This is a genomic window from Corynebacterium sp. DNF00584 (assembly GCF_001552965.1).
GTDB lineage: Bacteria > Actinomycetota > Actinomycetes > Mycobacteriales > Mycobacteriaceae > Corynebacterium > Corynebacterium phoceense.
On the sequence record NZ_KQ959765.1, the window covers coordinates 102,277 to 119,587 of the forward strand.

Genomic DNA, 17,311 nt, shown 5'->3' on the forward strand with positions numbered 1-17,311 from the left:
TCCGCCCAGAGCCACGAAAGCCCTATATGTCCGGAACGTACATCCGGGCACATACAAAAGCGCACTCCATGCGGAGTGCGCTTTCTGCGTTTTCTGGGATGTGGTGGCTTAGTTGGTTGCGCGCGGGTGCTTGCGGTGCAGGGCGGTAAAGGCGGTGGCGTCGGCACACTCCCAGATGCGCTGCCAGCGCTCGGAGACCTCACCGGTAAGCAGGGCGCCCGGCTCGAGCCAGTCATAGAGCTCGCCGTAGGACGTCGCATGCGCGGGGTCCACGCGGTGGAAGACATGCTCGGGACCCAAGTCCTGGAAGGAGGACAGGCCCATGGAGGCGAGGATGCGCTTGGCGGAGCGCACCACACCGTTGTGGTAGTTCGCCACGCGCTGGCCCTTGTCGTCCACGTCAACGCCGCGGGCAAGCCACGGATTCTGGGTCGCCACACCGCTCGGGCACATGTTGGTATTGCACTTCTGTGCCTGGACGCAGCCGGTGGCCATCATCATGCCGCGCGCGGAGTTCGTGAAGTCCGCGCCGAGCGCGATGCGGCGCACGACGTCCGCGCCGCCAGCAATCTTGCCGGAGGCACCGATGGCCACCTTGTCGCGCAGGCCCGTACCTACGAGCGCGTTGCGGGTGCCGAAACGCAGCCGCCGCGACGGAAATTTAGGAAATATATTCACCGGATCCTTGCAGGTGGTGATGCGTTTTCGCACATAGTAAAAGAAAATGACTTGAAGCTTGAAGTCATTGGGGTACTATGAGTGATACATCAACAAACGAACTGATTACTTATATCAAAGAGAAACAATCATGACTGTTAACGCAGGCACCTACACCCTGGATCCGGCCCACACCAACATCGGCTTTATCGCTCGCCACGCCATGGTCACCAAGGCCCGCGGCAAGTTCGAAGAGTTCGAGGGCACCATTAACGTTGCCGAGAACATCAACGAGTCCTCTGCAGACGTCACCATCAAGACCGCTTCCATTAGCACCGGCAATGAGGACCGCGACGGCCACGTCAAGGGCGACGACTTCTTCGCCGTTGAGCAGTACCCGGAGCTGACCTTCAAGGCCACCACGTTCAACGTTGACGAGTCCGGCGAGGGCACCGTCGAGGGCGAGCTCACCATCAAGGGCACCACCAAGCCGGTCACCCTCAAGGTTGAGGATGCGGGCGTCGCCGAGGATCCGTTCGGCAACACCCGCTTCGGCTTCGAGGCCACCACGAAGATCAACCGTCTCGACTACGGCATCGACTTCAACGCTCCGCTGAAGACCGGCGGCGTCCTAGTGTCCGAAGAAATCAAGATCGTCCTCGAGGTCTCTGCCATCAAGCAGTAGTTCTTCAGAAATCCGGCGCTGGGGCGCGCCCAATCGCCCCTTTCCTTCCTGACGCCGTATCCCGTGTCCTCGCGAGGCGGGATACGGCGTTTTTCGTATTACCCACACACAACTCCACCCACCCACAACAACTAATAAACAACTTTCAACTACTATATTCTTTCTTTGACCTGCTCTTTTACTGCCGAAGATGCAAAAAGTGTGCACGAGGACCCGAAAAGTTGTTGCAGAGTTGTTTGAAACAACTAGTAGAATAACGGCATGAAGGAAGACGAACTCAACGCCATTATGTAGGCGCTGCGCGCCATCTACGACGGCGCAACAGGCGACTCGCAAGAGTCCCCGACGCTCGACTTCAAGGAAGATCCCGCTGTCCACGCACAAGCACGGAATCCTGATGCACACCTCATCGAGTTCCTCATCGACGAAACCATCTGTTTCTCCAATGCCGACGGCGGAACGGCGTACATCGTGCTCGGTGTTTCGGATAAAAAGTCCGGTCCCTCGGCATTCACAGGAACTCATCGTGACATCACGTGGCTCGAAACCAAGATCTTCGACGGCACTCGTCCCAACATCCGAGTCGAAGGTGAGGCGCTTGATTTCAACGGCGTGCGACTCATCGCACTGCGCGTACCAGCAGGAATTACTCTCTATCACCGACCCAAAGGACAAGCCAGCATCCGCGTGGGTACGTCGTGCGAGCCACTGACTGAGGCGCAACGCCACAAGATCTATCTCGACCGTGCAAACCCTGATTTCAGCGCAGCACCGTCCCTGCGCACCATGAGCGAGCTCGACCCCACAGCCATCGACCAGGCACTTCACCTCCTCGCACAGAAGCGCACCTCACAAGGACGCGAGGAACCGGGACCGCGCACGGCCAGCGAGCTTCTCATCGATCTCGCACTCCTCACTGATGACGGCACCCCCACTTTTGCCGCTGAAATACTCTTCATGAAGCCCCCGCATGGACGAGTCACCGTACGACATCTCCTGCGTACAACTCCGAGCGGCGAGCCAACGACAACGGAACTCTCCGCACCCTTAGTGACCACTTACCTGCGGCTCAAGGACCTGGTAGCTCTCAATGCCGCACGCGAAGTTGCCCGCGTCGATCTCAGCAACGGTCAAGAGGTTGCTATCCCCGCCTTCCCAGAACGCGCAGTAGACGAGCTCATTTCCAATGCGCTCGCACACCGTGACTGGGATGCCGCCGCAGCAGTCGTGGTCGACCAGTCGCCCATCTCTTTCACGGTGTGGTCTCCCGGAGGTTTCCCCGTCGGAGTGACGACCGAGCGCGTCTTAACGACGCAGTCCGTGCCACGCAACCCGCGGCTCATGAACGCACTGCGCATGCTGGGACTGACAGAGGAGTCCTCACGCGGCTTTGACCGCATGTGGATCTCCATGTTGGGAACTGGTCGCCGCGTCCCCACGGTGCATGCAGAGGAGAACTTCGTTGAAATTACGCTCTCTTCAGGTAGCGTCGATGCCGCATTCATCCATGCACTCGTAGCACTCCGCGAGCGCTTCGATGCTGAAGCCTTCACGAACGTCAACGGGCTACTGCTCGCACGACACTTCATGGATAACAAGATTCTGCTCCTTCATACCGCAGCGAAACTCCTGCAGCTGGGCGAGCCCCAAACTCTCGATAACCTCGAGTGGTACGTCGGACTTGGGTTTCTCGAGCCCTTGCGCAACGCACCTGAATGGGTGCTATCTGGCGCGGCACGCGAGGCGATGGGGCTGGAAGACGGTTCACACATCACGTCAACCACCGTTCAGGATTGGATCCAGACACAGCTTCGCGCTGGAGCATCGCTCACCACGCGCGAAGTTGCAGACGAATTAGGAATCGACCGCCGCACCGTCACCGCTATCCTGCGCCACCTGCGCACAGTAGGCGAGGCGCGCGTCGACCCCAGCGGCCCCCAGCGCGGTCCCGCAACCCGCTGGATCCAAGCCAGCTAAGAGCAACAAACAACCCATAAACAACTTTCAACTACTGCATTTTTCCCTTGACCAGCACTTTTACGCCGACTATGACGTACGGTAACGAAAATGGTCGCGATAGTTGTTGGGGAGTTGTTTGAAACAACTCAGACAAGAGACCTTATCTCGGGACGCAGGTCGGTGGCGCTAATAAGATGGCACCATGACTACTGCACGCACCTCCGGCAACCTCTCCCAGGCAGAGGCCGCGGCCCGCACCGCCGCGCTCGACATTCACAGTTACAACCTGCACCTCGACCTCAGCCAGGCCGCGCAGGCCAGCGAGTTTAACGTCCGTTCCACCATCCGGCTCGTGACCAGCGATACGGAGTTCTTCGTGGATTACCTGGGCAACTCCGTCGAGGAGGTCCTCGTCAACGGGAAGGCCGTGGACGGCGGCTTCGATGGTGCGCGCATCTACCTCACCGGCGTGCCGGTAGGGGAGGAGGTCACCGTGGAGATCGCTGGTACCTCCGCGTACTCGCGCACGGGCCAAGGCCTACACCGCATGGAGGACACCGCGGACGGCAACGTCTACCTCTACTCCCACCTCGAGCCTTCCGATGCCCGGCGTATCTTCCCATGCGTTGATCAACCGGACCTCAAGGCCGTCTTCCACACGACGATGGTGGCGCCGGCCGGCTGGGCCGTGCTCTCCAATCAGCCGGAGATGACCCGCGCTGAGCATGATGGCGCGGTCACCATCGACTTCGCGCCCACGCCCAAGCTGTCGACGTACCTCACATCGTTTGCCGCAGGTCCGTACGTATCGAAGCACAAGACGTGGACGTCCCAGGACGGCGCGGTGACCTCGGAGCTCGGTGCCTGGGCACGCGCGTCCATGGCGGAGTACCTCGACGACGAAATCCTCGAGCTCACCGCGCAGGGCATGGACTTCTTCCACAAGAACTACGGCTACCCGTACCCGTGGGGAAAGTACGACTCCATCTTCGTTCCGGAATACAACCTCGGCGCGATGGAGAACCCGGGCCTGGTGACCTTCACGGAACGCTACCTCTTCCGCTCCCACGCCACGCGTCCGCAGCGCACGGGCCGCGCAAACACCATCCTCCACGAGATGAGCCACATGTGGTTCGGCGATCTGGTCACGCCGCGCTGGTGGGACGATCTGTGGCTCAAGGAATCCTTCGCGGAGTTCATGGGCGCCGACGCCTCGATCCACGCCACGGAGTACCAGGAGGCGTGGACGGCATTCGCCGGCACGCGTAAGAACTGGGCGTACACGCAAGACCAGCTGCCCACAACGCACCCCATCAAGGCCGAGATCCCGGACGTCGACGCCGCGCGCCAGAACTTTGACGGCATCACCTATGCCAAGGGTGCGGCAGTCCTCAAGCAGCTCGTCCACTACATCGGCCGCGAGAACTTCTACGCCGGCGCGCGCGACTACTTCCAGAAGCACGCGTTTAGCGCCGCGACCTTCGAGGACTTGCTCGAGGCATTGAAGAAGCACACGGACCGCGACCTCGACGCCTGGGCGGACGCATGGCTGCGCACCTCCGGTCCGGACACGCTCACCCCGGTCATCGAGGACGGCACGCTCTACATCGACGCGGAGGCTGCCGATACCCTCCGCCCGCACCGTCTCACCGTCTCCTTCTACTCGGCAGGACTCGAGCTGGTGGAGTCCCGCGACGTAGACCTGACAGGCGAACCACGCACGGAGGTCGGCACGGCGGCGGGCCCGCTCGTGGTGCTCAACGACGGCGACCACACGTATGCCAAGGTCCGCTTCGATGAACAGTCACTCGGTATCCTGCGAAAGCAGCTGTCGAAGATCGAGGACGAGCTCACGCGCGCCGTCGTGTGGACTGCCCTGTGGCAGGCTACGCGCGATGGTGAGTGGCCAGCCCGCGAATACGTGGGTACGGTTCTCGACCACGCCGCGGCCGAGACCGACCCGGGGCTCATGACCACCGCTTTCGCCAACGCGCAGTACGCGGTCGCACACTACCTCGACACGGACGCAGACCGCGCGCACTTTGCGGACGCCCTGTGGGATCTGCTCCAGGCCGCCGAGCCGGGCTCCGATGCCCAGCTCATCCTCGCCCGCGCGGCCATCACGGCGCTCGGTGCCACCCCGGACGCCTCCGGCGCGGAACGCCTGCGCACGGTGCTCAATGGGGGCATCGGCAAGCTCCGGCTCGACCCGGACGTACGCTGGGCGGTCCTCGCAGCGCTCGCCGCGCGCGACGCCACGACGGATGCGGAGCTCGACGCCGAGCTTGAGCGCGACAACACGCTCACGGGCGTTGCGGCGCACCTCGGCGTGCGTCACTCGTTCCCGGAGCGGGGGCGTGCGGCTTTCGACCTCGTGCGCGAGCCCGGCAAGCACTCGAATGCGCAGGTCGACGCGCTCATCGACGCTTTCCACGCCCCGCACGGGGACCGCGACGCGTTCGCAGGTGAGTTCTTCGAGGTGCTCGACGCGCTGTGGGCCGAGCATCCCATCGAGATCGGAAACCGCCTGGTCCGCGGGCTCTACCCGGAGACACCGGAGACGCTCGAGCACACCGATAAGGTGCTCGCCGGCGACATCCCGGGCGCGCTGCGCCGCGTGCTCCTCGAGTGCCAGGATGGCCTTGTAAGGACGCTCCGCGTGAAGAATTTTAACGCCCAGTAAGGCATAATGCCTGCATAGAGGCAGTATCTTTTGGGTGCCACATATAGTGTGCAGTCTCCCGGTGGCGCCGTCACAACCCCTCGGTTGGAATGGATTACACATCCAGTTTCAATCGGGGGGTTGACTTCATGTCGCACCAAGAATCCACGCCAGAACTCTCAGACGACCAGCTCATCGAGGCCTTCCTCGAGGGCGATGACAAGGCCTTCAGGCACATCTTTCACCGGCACCGCCAGCGGCTCACGTACGTCGCGCGGAAGTACACGCACAATGACACGGACGCCCAGGACATTGTCCAGGAGGCGTTCCTCAAGGCCTCCACTGCGCTCGAGCGCTACCGCGGGGACGCGCAGTTGGGCACCTGGTTGCACCGTCTTGTCATGAATGCTGGCTTCGATTTCCTCAACCATCGCGCCAACCGCGAAAATCCCTCTCTCGATACCGGAGGCTTCGATCCGGACCGCAATCCGGCGCTCGCCTACGAGCATGCGCTCGACACCCAGCTCATGGTCCGCGAGGCGCTCACTCGGCTAGGGGAGGAGCAGCGCGTGGCACTCTATCTCACGGAAATCGAAGGGCTCTCGCTTGCCGATGCCGCCGCGGCGCAGGGAGTGCGCACCGGGACCATCAAGTCCCGCCGGGCGCGCGCCAAGGAGACACTGCGATCCGTCATGGCGGACTGATTCGTCCCGGTTGGTCCTTCTAGGTTGGTCACAGTTCAACAACAGCACGTCAACACGTACGTGCTGGGTTTCCTGGGTACGGGAATCTCCGAGTAGGATCATGGCGTTAAGAGTCATGCAACGACATAACTTATAAAGGAGACGTGCAGTGACCATCCCCGGTGCGAACAACCCCGGCCTCATCAACCTCGGCGATACGACCGCCGAGCCGGAAGCGACCGAGACCCCGTCTGCAGACGCCATCCACGACGTCATCGTCGTCGGCTCCGGCCCTGCCGGCTACACCGCAGCTCTCTACGCAGCCCGCGCCGAGCTCAACCCCATCGTCTTCGAGGGCTACGAGTACGGCGGCGAGCTCATGAACACCACCGAGGTGGAGAACTACCCCGGCTTCCAAAAGGGCATCATGGGCCCTGAGCTCATGGAAGAGATGCGTGCCCAAGCCATACGTTTTGGCGCTGACCTGCGCATGGACCTCGTCGACTCCGTCGAGCTCGAGGGCGATATTAAGCGCGTCCACGTGGGCGACGATGTCTTCCAGGCCCGCACCGTCATCCTCGCCACCGGCGCCGCACCGCGTTACCTGGGCATTCCGGGCGAGGCCGAGCTCTCCGGCCGTGGTGTCTCCGCCTGCGCGACTTGCGACGGCTTCTTCTTCAAAGGCCACAACATCGCAGTCGTGGGCGGCGGCGACTCCGCCATGGAGGAAGCCACCTTCCTCACCAAGTTCGCCGAGACCGTGACTATTATTCACCGCCGCGAGGAGTTCCGCGCCTCGAAGATCATGCTCGAGCGCGCGAGGGCCAATCCGCAGATCAAGTGGGCAACGAATAAGACAGTGGAACGCGTCCTCGAAGGCGACGGCAAGGTTGCTGGCCTTGAGCTCAAGGACACCATCACCGGTGAGACCTCACAGCTCGACGTCACCGCCATGTTCGTTGCCATCGGCCACGACCCGCGCTCCGCATTCCTCGACGGCCAGGTGGAACTCAACCCTGAGGGCTACGTTGTCGTCAACCAGCCGGGCACCGCGACCAGTATCCCGGGCGTCTTCGCCTGCGGCGACTTGGTCGACGACCACTACCAGCAGGCCATCACCGCCGCTGGTTCCGGCTGCCGCGCCGCCATCGACGCTGAACATTACCTGGCTGATCGGGCCTAATCACCTTCCATTTTCCTAAGGAGAGCACCCATGTCCAACGTGAAGAACGTCACCACGCAGTCCTTCCGCACCGACGTCGTCGAGGCATCCGCCAACAAGCCCGTTGTCGTTGACTTCTGGGCCGAGTGGTGTGGCCCGTGCAAGAAGCTGTCCCCGTTGCTCGACGAAATCGCTGGTGAGCTGGGTGACGAGGCCGAGATCGTCAAGGTCAACGTCGATGAGGAGCGCACCCTGGGCGGCATGTTCCAGATCATGTCCATCCCGTCCGTGCTGATTTTCCGCAACGGCGAAAAGGTCGACGAATTCGTTGGACTTCAGCCGAAGAACACCATCGTGGCAAAGATTCAGAAGGCCGTCTAACTGATACTGTTGTGCTCTGTTGAGGTTTGAGTAAAAGAAAGGGGTTTGGAAGTTGGACCGCGTCTATCACGTGGGCGACCGCAGTGCGCGCGTCGCCGAGGCCCGCGCCACCCTGGCCCGGCTGGGATTGAACTCTGGTTACAGCGGCGACGTCGCCGACTGGAAGAAGCAGAAGTTCTCCGAGCAGGATAAGTTCTTCGACGACGGGCTTTCCGAGGCCCTCAAGGCCTTCCAGCAGTCCCGCGGCATCGTGCCCTCGGGCACCATCGATGAACCTACGCTGCGCGAGCTGCGCCAGGCGTCGTACAGCCTCGGTGCCCGTGTCTTGAGCTTCCAGCCCGGCAACGAGCTCATGGGCGACGACGTCTCCCAGCTGCAGCAGCAGCTCCAAGAGCTCGGTTTTTACCGCAACCGCATTGACGGACTCTTTGGCCGTAACACCCACGCCGCCCTCGTCGAGTACCAACTCAACGCTGGCCTTCAGAACGACGGCGTGTGTGGTCCTGCCACCATCCGCGCGCTGAGCCTCCTGGGCCGCCGCATTACCACGGGCTCAGCCCACAACGTTCAGGAACGCGAACGCGTCCGCAACGCCGGCCCCAAGCTCGCCGGCAAGCGCGTGGTCATCGACCCCGCGCTCGGCGGCGCCAACAAAGGCCAGACCGTCAAGGGCCGCTTTGGCGAGATCACCGAGGAAGAGCTCCTCTGGGACCTGGCGCAGCGCCTCGAGGGCCGCATGATTGCCGCCGGCATGGAGACTATTATCTCCCGCCCGCGTCTCGACGACCCCACGGTGAAGTCTCGTTCCGCGATGGCCAACGCCTTCGGTGCAGACCTCATTATCTCGCTGGCCTGCGACTCGTACCCCAACGAGAAAGCCAACGGCGTAGCAAGCTTTTACTTCGGCTCCGAGTCCGGCAACTCCTCCCTTATCGGCGAGACGCTGTCGAGCTACATCCAGCGCGAAATCACCGCGCGCACGCCGCTGACCAACCTGTCCAACCACGGCCGCACGTGGGAAATCCTGCGGCTCACGCAGATGCCCGTGGTCCAGATTGTTCTGGGCTACCTTTCCAACCCCGGCGACGTGAAGGTGCTGACCGACCCCCACCGCCGCGATGAGATCGCCGAGGCCATCGTGGTCGCCGTCAAGCGCCTCTACATGCTCGAGGATGATACCGCCGTCACCGGCACGTACCAGTTCTCTGAGCTGCTCCGCGCGGAGCGGTCCTAGCTCCCGTAGTTGGTCATAGCCAACTGGCCATAGTCCCAGGTCGCGTATTTTCGCTCTGCGAGCGCGAACTGGGGCTATGGCCTTTTCGGTATGGCCACCTACGGCGCGCGGGCACTATGCGAGGGCGCGAGCAAGCATATCGTCGACCGCCGCGGCCGTGAGAAGGTCGAAGGCGGGCGGCAGCTCGAGGCGCAGACGCGGGATGGCGGGGTGGTCTTCTGTGACTTTGAAGCCGGCGGACTCAAGGACTTCGATAGGGGCTAAACCGATGCGCCCAGGCTTGCGGCCGAGCAGTTCCTGCGCCGCGCGGTGGTCACGATAGCCGAAGACCTCGACCGCGGGGAACTCGCGGGACGTGAGGTTCATGATCGAGGCGTCGAGGAGGACAGCCGAGAGCTCGCTTAAGGCACGAGACTGCTTGATGAACAGGGAACTCACGAGCGCTGCATCGGGGGAGACGGGCGCGGTGGGCAGCTGCGCGGCGCCAGGAGCGAGATCCGGCGGGCAGAAGAAGACCGTGGCCTCATCTCCGACGGTAAAACCGCAGTCCCCGAAGCTCAGCGACGTGGTGGTGATCCATGCTTCCTTCTCAAAGGCCGGATCAGCGACGGGCTCCGCGCACTCCCAGAACACGCTGCGTGCTGCGAGCGCGTGCAAGGTACGGGCCTCGGTCACTGACTCGACGAGCATGGAGGCGTCCTACTTGCCGCCCTCGAGGATGGCGAGGATGCGCTCGAAATCCTCCTGGTCGCCGAATTCCACGACCATCTTGCCCTTGCGCTTACCCATGGTCACCGTGACCTTGGTGTCGAAGCGGTCAGCGAGGCGCTCCGCTGAGTCGGTGAAGAACTGCGGGGTGGGCGTAGGCGCGGACTTCTTAGGAGCCGGCTTGCCGTCGCGCTTGTACAGGGTGACAGCTTCCTCCGTCGCGCGGACGGACAGGCCCTCGGAAACGACGCGGGCGGCGAGCTCATTCATGGCTTCTGGGTCGTCGAGGCCGAGCAGCGCACGCGCATGGCCATGGGACAGGACGCCAGCGGCGACGCGCTTCTGGACGTCGACCGGGAGCTTGAGCAAGCGCAGCGTGTTCGTCACCTGCGGGCGCGAACGACCGATACGGTCTGCGAGCTCGTTCTGCGTGACACCGAATTCCTCGAGCAGCTGCGCATAGGCGTGCGCCTCTTCCAGCGGGTTGAGCTGCACACGGTGGATGTTCTCCAGCAGCGCGTCACGCAGCATGGAGCCGTCTTCCGTGTCACGGACGATGGCCGGGATGGTGGACAGGCCCGCCTTGGAGGACGCGCGCCAGCGGCGCTCACCCATGATGAGCTCAAAGCCACCGTCCTGCGAGGGACGGACGACGATGGGCTGGAGCAAGCCGAACTCCTTGATGGAGTGGATGAGCTCCTCGAGCTCGCCTTCCTCGAAGACCGTGCGCGGCTGCTTGGGGTTGGGAACGATGTCCCCGATGGGAATCTCGCGGTACGTCGCTCCGATCGCCGCCGGCTTGGGCTGACGGCGGCGTGCACCCGCGCCCGCCTTCGCGGACTGAGCGATAGTGGGCGCGCCCTTGACTCGCTTCCCATTTCCCTCGTCAACGGCAGTTGACGGGGCATCGGAAGCCAGGGGACGGCCGCCGAGGATGACGTCGGCCGCGCTATCGCCCAGGTGCGGGCGGCGTGAGGGGGCGCCGGGACCAGAAGGGATGAGGGCGGCGAGACCCTTACCGAGTCCGCCCTGACGCCCAGCTTGACGTTTTTCTTCCATGTCTTATCCTTCCAATTCCGCGTAAATCTCAGGGCTCACGCCAATGGCGCCGGTGGTGGGGTGCGGCGGGTAATCCCCGCGCTTGTGCAGCTCGCGTGCGGCTGCGATATAGGCCATCGCGCCCGTAGACGATGGGTCATAGTGTACGACGGTCTTGCCAAAGCCCGGGGCCTCGGAAACGCGCACAGAGCGCGGGATGACGTTGCCCAGGACGACGGCACCGAACTGCTCGCGGACCTCGTTGGCGACCTGCTCGGCGAGCTTAGTGCGCGCGTCGAACATGGTGAGCAGGATGCCCGAGATGTGGAGCTCCGGGTTAAGGTGCTCGCGAATCATCGAGATATTGCCCAGTAGCTGGCCCACGCCTTCCAGCGCGTAGTACTCGCACTGGATGGGGATGATGACCTCGTCCGAGCACGTCATCGCGTTGATGGTGAGCAAGCCCAACGACGGCGGGCAGTCGATAAAGACGTATTCAAAGCCGTGCTCGTCGAGGAAGCCTTTGGCCAGCGCGTCGTAGAGACGGAACTCGCGACGCACGAGGGAGACCATCTCGATCTCCGCGCCGGCCAGGTCAATGGTGGCCGGGATGCAGAAGAGATTGGAGTCCTCGGGGCTCACCTGCATGGCGTCATCCGCCGTGCAGTCGCCGAGCAGCACCTCATAGGAAGAATCCGTGCCGGAGGCGTGCGCGGCGCCCACCGCCGTGGACGCGTTGCCCTGCGGGTCCAGATCGATGACCAAGACCTTGTGCCCGTCAGCCGCCAGCGCGGCTGCCAGGTTCACGGCGGAGGTGGTCTTACCCACACCGCCCTTCTGGTTAGCGATCGTGATCAAACGTGCAGAACTCATGCCCACTAGATTACTTCACCCTCGGGACACGAATAATGGTGGTGCCACGGACCTTTTCCACCGTGGCTTTTCCACCGCCTGCCTTCTTAATATCGGCGGCGTCGCGCTCGAGCTCCTCGCGCACGCTATCACCCTTCATAGCGATCATCTCGCCGCCCTTACGCACAAGTGGCAGCGACCACTTCGCGAGCTTGCCCAGGGGTGCTACGGCGCGCGAGGTCACGATGTCGGCGCCGGAGACGGTGCGCTTGATGGGGCCTTCCTCAGCGCGGCCACGGATGACTGTCACGTTGTCGAGGCCGAGGAGCTCGACGACTTCGCCGAGGTACGTCGAGCGCTTGAGCAACGGCTCGATGAGCGTGATCTTCAGATCCGGGCGCGCGATGGCGAGCGGGATGCCCGGAAGGCCGGCGCCAGAGCCCACGTCGACGACGGTGGCACCTTCAGGCATGACGTCGCCAATGACGGCGCAGTTAAGAATATGGCGGTCCCAGAGGCGCGGGATTTCGCGCGGACCCATAAAGCCGCGAACATGACCGTCCGTGGCGAGGGATTCGTGGTATTTCTCCGCGAGCGGGAGGCGCTCGCCAAAGATGGCGGAACGATCGAGGGCGGCGGGGTTCAGAGGGGCATCGGAAGCAGGGCTGGAGTCCATGACTGTGATCCTATAGGTCGGTGCGGGTGGGGGAAAGACAAAGGCGGCACCGCGGGGCGGAGAGCCCGGCGGTGCCGCGAGTGCGAGGATTTTAGTTGTTGTTCTTGCGCTGCTTCTTCGTGCGCTTGTCCGTCTTACGGGCGCCCGGCTTCGGAGCGGAGGTGCGCTTGGCCTCAGCCTTGGCGCGGAGCTCGGCCTCTTCTTCCTCATCCATCTTCGCGTAGACGAGGTGGGTCTGGCCGAAGGTCCACACGGTGTTGGACAGCATGTAGAACAGCAGGCCGATAGGCCAGATGGCGCCGGAGATAATGAGCGTAGCCGGCATGAACCACAACATCATGTTGTTCATCATCTTGGTCTGCATCTCCATCATTTCGGCATTCTGGCCGGTGGGGGCTGCGACCTTGCCCTCCGCCTTGCGGCGGGCCTGACGGTTGAGCGTATAGCGGGCGTTCAAGTGCGTGAACACCGCAATGATAGCGATGAGCGGCACGATGAGGACGGCGACCTGGGCGGTCGTGACGTCCTGAAGGATGGGGGAGTTGACGCGCAGGTTCGCCACAAGTGGGATGCCAAAGAGCTTCGCATCAAGGAAGGACTGAACGAGCTCCGGGGAGAAGAGGTAGTTCGCCGTGTTGGCGTTCTGCTCCACTGACATCGGCTCGTCCACATGGCCAAAGGAACCGCCTACGCTCACCGTGCGGTCGAAGGAACGCAGGACGTGGAACAGACCAATGAAGACCGGGATCTGCGCCAGCATGGGCAGACAGCCGGCGACGGGGCGCACGCCGGACTCCTTGTAGATCTTCTGCATCTCCATGGCCTGCTTCTGCTGGTCATTGGGATACTTAGTCCTCAGCTCCTGGATCTTGGGCTGAATCTCCTGCATGCGACGCGTGGACCGAATCTGGTTGATGGTCGGCTTGACCAGCAGGGCCTTAATCGTCCACGTGAGCAGCACGATGGACAGAATCCACGTGATGCCCCAGTCAGGGTTCATGACCAGGCTGAGCAGCCAGTGCCATGCCCACAGGACGGCCGAAATCGGCCAGTAGATGAAATTAAGCACGAATTATCTTTCCTCGTTATCTTGCGCGTTGGCGTGATCGGCGCGTTGCGATGACCGGATCGAAGCCGCCCGGGTGCCAGGGCCCACATTTGCAGATCCTGACCAGAGCCAGCCCTAGGCCTTTAAACGCCCCATGGACGCTCAAAGCCTCGAGCGCATATGCGCTGCACGTGGGCTCGAATCGACACGTGGAACCCATCTTAAGGGCAGACAGGTGGTTTTGGTAGAAGCGCACCGCGGCCACCAGCGGTGTGGCGACCCCGCGCGCCTGCGGAATCTCCTCACCCCGGGAGTTGTAGTACGTCACAGGACGCCGGCCTTGTGGAGTGCTCGCCGCAGGTCGCGGGCTAGCAGCTCCGAGGGGGCATCGGCAGCCTTGGGCAGGGCCCGGATAACGACGTCCAGGGTGGCGGGAAGCTCGGGCACAAGGCTCATGCACACATGGCGAAGCCGCCGGGCGGTGCGGTGGCGGACCACGGCGTTCCCGACGGCCTTGGATACGACCAAGCCGAAGCGGGGGCCGGTGGCCGCCACTTCGGCTGGGGTGTCGTTCACGTGAACGACGAGGGTGCGTGAGCCCGCGCGCTGCCCGCCTTTAATCGTCCGACGAAATTGCGTCGGCGAGGTGAGTTTTAAATGCGCGGGAAGCATGACTATGCAGTCAGCTTTGCGCGGCCCTTCTTGCGGCGTGCGGCCACGATGGCGCGGCCTGCACGGGTGCTCATACGGGTACGGAAGCCATGCTTACGAGCACGACGACGGTTGTTCGGCTGGAACGTCCGCTTGCCCTTTGCCACGGTAATTCTCCTTGAAGTTGTAAGCAGGGGCACACCAGTACGGCACGCCCTGCGCGTTGGTTGATATTCGCGAGATAAAAATGCGCCCCCCAAAGGGTGAGATGGGAGTCGAGCTCTCACGCACAGCTTTAGCTGCGATAGACCATGACAGATTACGTGATAGGTAGGCGCCGATCCAAATCGACACACGGGTACACCCGAAATTACAAGATTGTTTTTTCTCCCAGCTCACGGGGCAAATCGGGGCGGCTGCCAGCAGCATCGGCGCGCAACCCGCGGATGATGTCTGAGCCCATTCATAAGCTGTGGACAGACCGTTAGACACCTGTGGTCTAGGCGCGGTAAAACGGTATCTAACCAAGGTCAACAGCCCGTGAAACCCTGTGGACAATTGTGGATAACCTTCAAGTATAACTTGAAGGAAATGCCAAAACCGCAGCTCATAAACCCGTTGGCTCAATATAAAGTTATCCACAAGCATCTGCTACCCTGTGGATAACAAAGTTTTCCACAACTGTGCATAACAGTATGGGATAACCCCCGTGGCCTGCACTTCCGCCCTGTGAATGGCCCGGTGAAAACCCGGCGGCGGCGCGGTGAAAATCGCGCCGCTGTTCGCTGCATAAAATGTCCGTTCTCTTATATTTCACCCCAGGAGCCTAGGCCGCGTCATGACACAGCCCACCAACACCAGCGAGACGTGGCATGCCGTCGTTGCCGATCTCATCGAAAGATCGGAGCGTCCGGATTCCTCCGTGCCCACGCTCACTCACAACCAGCGCATCTACCTCCAGCTCGCACAGCCGCTCATGATTGATAACGGCTACGCCTTCCTCGCCACAGTGGATGACAAGGCCAAGCGGATCCTCGAGGTCGAATTGGGCTCACATATCAAAGACGCCCTGCAGCGCTACTTCGGCCGGCCGTTCTCCCTGGCCGTGTCCGTCGCGGCCCCGGCGCCAGAGCCCGAACCCGAGCCGGAACCGGAGCCCCCGCACCGCCCGCAGCAGATGGATGCCTCGCAGCTCGCGTCGCGCCCGGCACAGACCTCGGCGACCAGCTGGAATGACACGTATGCCACCCAGCAGCCCACAGGCCCGGCGAGCCTAGACGAACTGGCCGATGCCTATAACACGCAGCAGGCCGCGCAGCGCTCCGCCCGGGAGATCGCGCACCAGATGGCGCAGGGGTCTTCGGCCGGCGTGCAGCAGGGACCCCAGCAAACCGCCGCTGAGCAGGCGGGACGCATCAAGCGTGAGGTTCCCGCGCACGATCCCAACCGCGAGACCTCGCTCAACCCGAAGCACACCTTTGAGAACTTCGTCATCGGTTCCTCCAACCGTTTCGCCAACGGCGCGGCCGTCGCCGTCGCGGAGTCCCCGGCGAAGGCCTACAACCCACTGTTTATTTGGGGCGGCTCCGGCCTGGGCAAGACGCACTTGCTCCACGCGGCTGGTAATTACGCAAAACTCCTGCACCCGGGCCTGCGCGTGAAGTACGTATCCTCGGAGGAATTCACCAACGACTTCATTAACTCCATGCGTGATGACCGCCAGGAGTCCTTCAAGCGGCGCTACCGCAACCTCGATATCCTCATGGTCGACGACATCCAGTTCCTGGAAGGCAAGGAGTCCACGCAGGAGGAGTTCTTCCACACCTTCAACGCGTTGCACCAGGCCAACAAGCAGATCATTTTGTCCTCGGACCGTCCTCCCAAGCAGCTCACCACGCTGGAAGACCGCCTGCGCACCCGCTTCGAGGGCGGTCTCATTACGGATATTCAGCCACCGGACCTGGAGACGCGCATCGCCATTCTCATGAAGAAGGCCGCAGCGGATGGCACGCAGATCGACCGCGAGGTCTTGGAGCTCATCGCCTCACGCTTCGAGAATTCCATCCGCGAGCTCGAGGGCGCGCTCATCCGTGTCTCTGCGTATTCCTCTCTTGTTAATGAGCCGATCAATATGGAGATGGCGGAGATCGCGCTGCGCGACCTCGTCCCGGATAACGCTGGCCGCCAGATTACGGCCGCGGCGATCATCGAGGCCACCGCCGAGTATTTCTCCATTGACCCGGACGATCTCCGCGGTGCCGGCAAGCGCCGCGCCATCGCCCACGCGCGTCAGCTCGCGATGTATCTCTGCCGCGAGCTCACCGAGCTCTCCCTGCCCAAGATTGGAGACGAGTTCGGCGGCAAGGACCACACGACGGTCATGTACGCGGTGCGCAAGATCTCCAAGGAGATGAACGAGAACCGCCAGACCTACAACGAAATCCAGGAGCTCACCTCCCGCGTCCAGTCCGGCGGGCATTAAACCTCGCTTTCCGATGCCGCCTTCCCCCTCCGGGGAGGCGGTTTTCGGCGTTTTAGGGCCGCCTGTAGACAAAGCTATCCACAGGCACGCCGGGGAATGGGGCGTCCACCTGCGCGGACTAAATTCCACAGGGCTTGTGACAACTGTGTAATTCCACTATTGTAATTAGGTGTTGTCGCTCACTTTGAGCGATTCCGCAAGCAAGCCCCGGCGCCCGCGCCGCTGTGATCAGTCACGTGCATAACGATTGATCAACTCGGGCTTATCTGTGGATAACTTCATATGCAAAAAAGTTGATCACAGAAGTTTGGCGTTGATCACAGCGATCTCACACCACTGTTGACACCCCGAAAAGCGCCGGTGACGAGCGCCGATCGAGGGTTATCCACAGATTCCACACCGCCTATTACTACTACTACCTTTTTCTCAAGAA

The 17,311-nt window shown here is 62.3% G+C and carries 17 protein-coding genes; 8 read left to right on the forward strand and 9 right to left on the reverse strand.

Annotated features, from left to right (window positions below; translation table 11 throughout):
• Positions 1-108: 108 nt before the first annotated feature.
• Complete coding sequence (locus HMPREF0307_RS10430) at positions 109-678, reverse strand: glutamate synthase-related protein (RefSeq protein ID WP_066492706.1); 570 nt, start codon at positions 676-678, stop codon at positions 109-111.
• Positions 679-808: 130 nt separating this feature from the next.
• Between HMPREF0307_RS10430 and HMPREF0307_RS10435 the strand changes: the two genes are divergently transcribed.
• From HMPREF0307_RS10435 to HMPREF0307_RS10465, 7 genes are all read left to right on the forward strand, one after another.
• Positions 809-1,342, forward strand: coding sequence for a YceI family protein (locus HMPREF0307_RS10435; protein ID WP_066492710.1), 534 nt, complete (start codon positions 809-811; stop codon positions 1,340-1,342).
• A 306-nt stretch (positions 1,343-1,648) separates the two neighbouring features.
• Positions 1,649-3,319: an RNA-binding domain-containing protein gene (locus HMPREF0307_RS10440; protein ID WP_231725164.1), complete on the forward strand. Its 1,671-nt coding sequence runs from the start codon at positions 1,649-1,651 to the stop codon at positions 3,317-3,319.
• A gap of 184 nt (positions 3,320-3,503) precedes the next feature.
• Positions 3,504-5,984 carry an aminopeptidase N gene (gene pepN, locus HMPREF0307_RS10445; protein ID WP_066492714.1) on the forward strand — a complete coding sequence of 827 codons (2,481 nt, stop codon included), beginning with the start codon at positions 3,504-3,506 and terminating at the stop codon, positions 5,982-5,984.
• Positions 5,985-6,112: 128 nt separating this feature from the next.
• Positions 6,113-6,667, forward strand: coding sequence for an RNA polymerase sigma factor (locus tag HMPREF0307_RS10450; RefSeq protein WP_066492715.1), 555 nt, complete (start codon positions 6,113-6,115; stop codon positions 6,665-6,667).
• Positions 6,668-6,908: 241 nt separating this feature from the next.
• Entirely contained in the window at positions 6,909-7,829 is a 921-nt protein-coding gene (gene trxB, locus HMPREF0307_RS10455) for a thioredoxin-disulfide reductase (RefSeq protein WP_066492858.1), read from the forward strand.
• 30 nt (positions 7,830-7,859) lie between these two features.
• Positions 7,860-8,189: a thioredoxin gene (gene trxA / locus HMPREF0307_RS10460; RefSeq protein WP_066492716.1), complete on the forward strand. Its 330-nt coding sequence runs from the start codon at positions 7,860-7,862 to the stop codon at positions 8,187-8,189.
• 52 nt (positions 8,190-8,241) lie between these two features.
• Complete coding sequence (locus tag HMPREF0307_RS10465; RefSeq protein WP_066492717.1) at positions 8,242-9,423, forward strand: N-acetylmuramoyl-L-alanine amidase; 1,182 nt, start codon at positions 8,242-8,244, stop codon at positions 9,421-9,423.
• 114 nt (positions 9,424-9,537) lie between these two features.
• On the opposite strand, the gene HMPREF0307_RS10470 is transcribed toward HMPREF0307_RS10465, so the two are convergent.
• The 8 genes from HMPREF0307_RS10470 to rpmH all read right to left on the reverse strand — a co-directional run bounded on the left by HMPREF0307_RS10470 (position 9,538) and on the right by rpmH (position 14,563).
• On the reverse strand, positions 9,538-10,113 hold the full coding sequence (locus tag HMPREF0307_RS10470; RefSeq protein ID WP_066492719.1) for a hypothetical protein: 576 nt from the start codon (positions 10,111-10,113) through the stop codon (positions 9,538-9,540).
• 9 nt (positions 10,114-10,122) lie between these two features.
• Positions 10,123-11,190 (reverse strand): ParB/RepB/Spo0J family partition protein, encoded by a 1,068-nt coding sequence (locus HMPREF0307_RS10475; protein WP_066492722.1) that lies wholly within the window; start codon positions 11,188-11,190, stop codon positions 10,123-10,125.
• A 3-nt stretch (positions 11,191-11,193) separates the two neighbouring features.
• A complete protein-coding gene (locus HMPREF0307_RS10480; protein WP_066492724.1) occupies positions 11,194-12,042 on the reverse strand; it encodes a ParA family protein in 849 nt (282 codons plus the stop codon).
• A 10-nt stretch (positions 12,043-12,052) separates the two neighbouring features.
• Positions 12,053-12,697 carry a 16S rRNA (guanine(527)-N(7))-methyltransferase RsmG gene (gene rsmG / locus HMPREF0307_RS10485; protein ID WP_066492726.1) on the reverse strand — a complete coding sequence of 215 codons (645 nt, stop codon included), beginning with the start codon at positions 12,695-12,697 and terminating at the stop codon, positions 12,053-12,055.
• A gap of 91 nt (positions 12,698-12,788) precedes the next feature.
• The gene (gene yidC, locus HMPREF0307_RS10490) at positions 12,789-13,766 is read right to left on the reverse strand and encodes a membrane protein insertase YidC (protein ID WP_066492730.1); all 978 of its coding nucleotides are present in this window, start codon (positions 13,764-13,766) and stop codon (positions 12,789-12,791) included.
• A 16-nt stretch (positions 13,767-13,782) separates the two neighbouring features.
• The gene (yidD, locus tag HMPREF0307_RS12695; RefSeq protein WP_231725161.1) at positions 13,783-14,073 is read right to left on the reverse strand and encodes a membrane protein insertion efficiency factor YidD; all 291 of its coding nucleotides are present in this window, start codon (positions 14,071-14,073) and stop codon (positions 13,783-13,785) included.
• Positions 14,070-14,417, reverse strand: coding sequence for a ribonuclease P protein component (gene rnpA / locus HMPREF0307_RS10495; protein WP_066492732.1), 348 nt, complete (start codon positions 14,415-14,417; stop codon positions 14,070-14,072). Before rnpA ends, yidD begins: the two co-directional genes overlap by 4 nt.
• A gap of 2 nt (positions 14,418-14,419) precedes the next feature.
• A complete protein-coding gene (rpmH, locus tag HMPREF0307_RS10500; RefSeq protein ID WP_003847033.1) occupies positions 14,420-14,563 on the reverse strand; it encodes a 50S ribosomal protein L34 in 144 nt (47 codons plus the stop codon).
• Positions 14,564-15,234: 671 nt separating this feature from the next.
• On the opposite strand from rpmH, the gene dnaA reads away from it, so the two are divergent.
• On the forward strand, positions 15,235-16,878 hold the full coding sequence (dnaA, locus tag HMPREF0307_RS10505; protein WP_066492734.1) for a chromosomal replication initiator protein DnaA: 1,644 nt from the start codon (positions 15,235-15,237) through the stop codon (positions 16,876-16,878).
• Positions 16,879-17,311 lie beyond the last annotated feature (433 nt).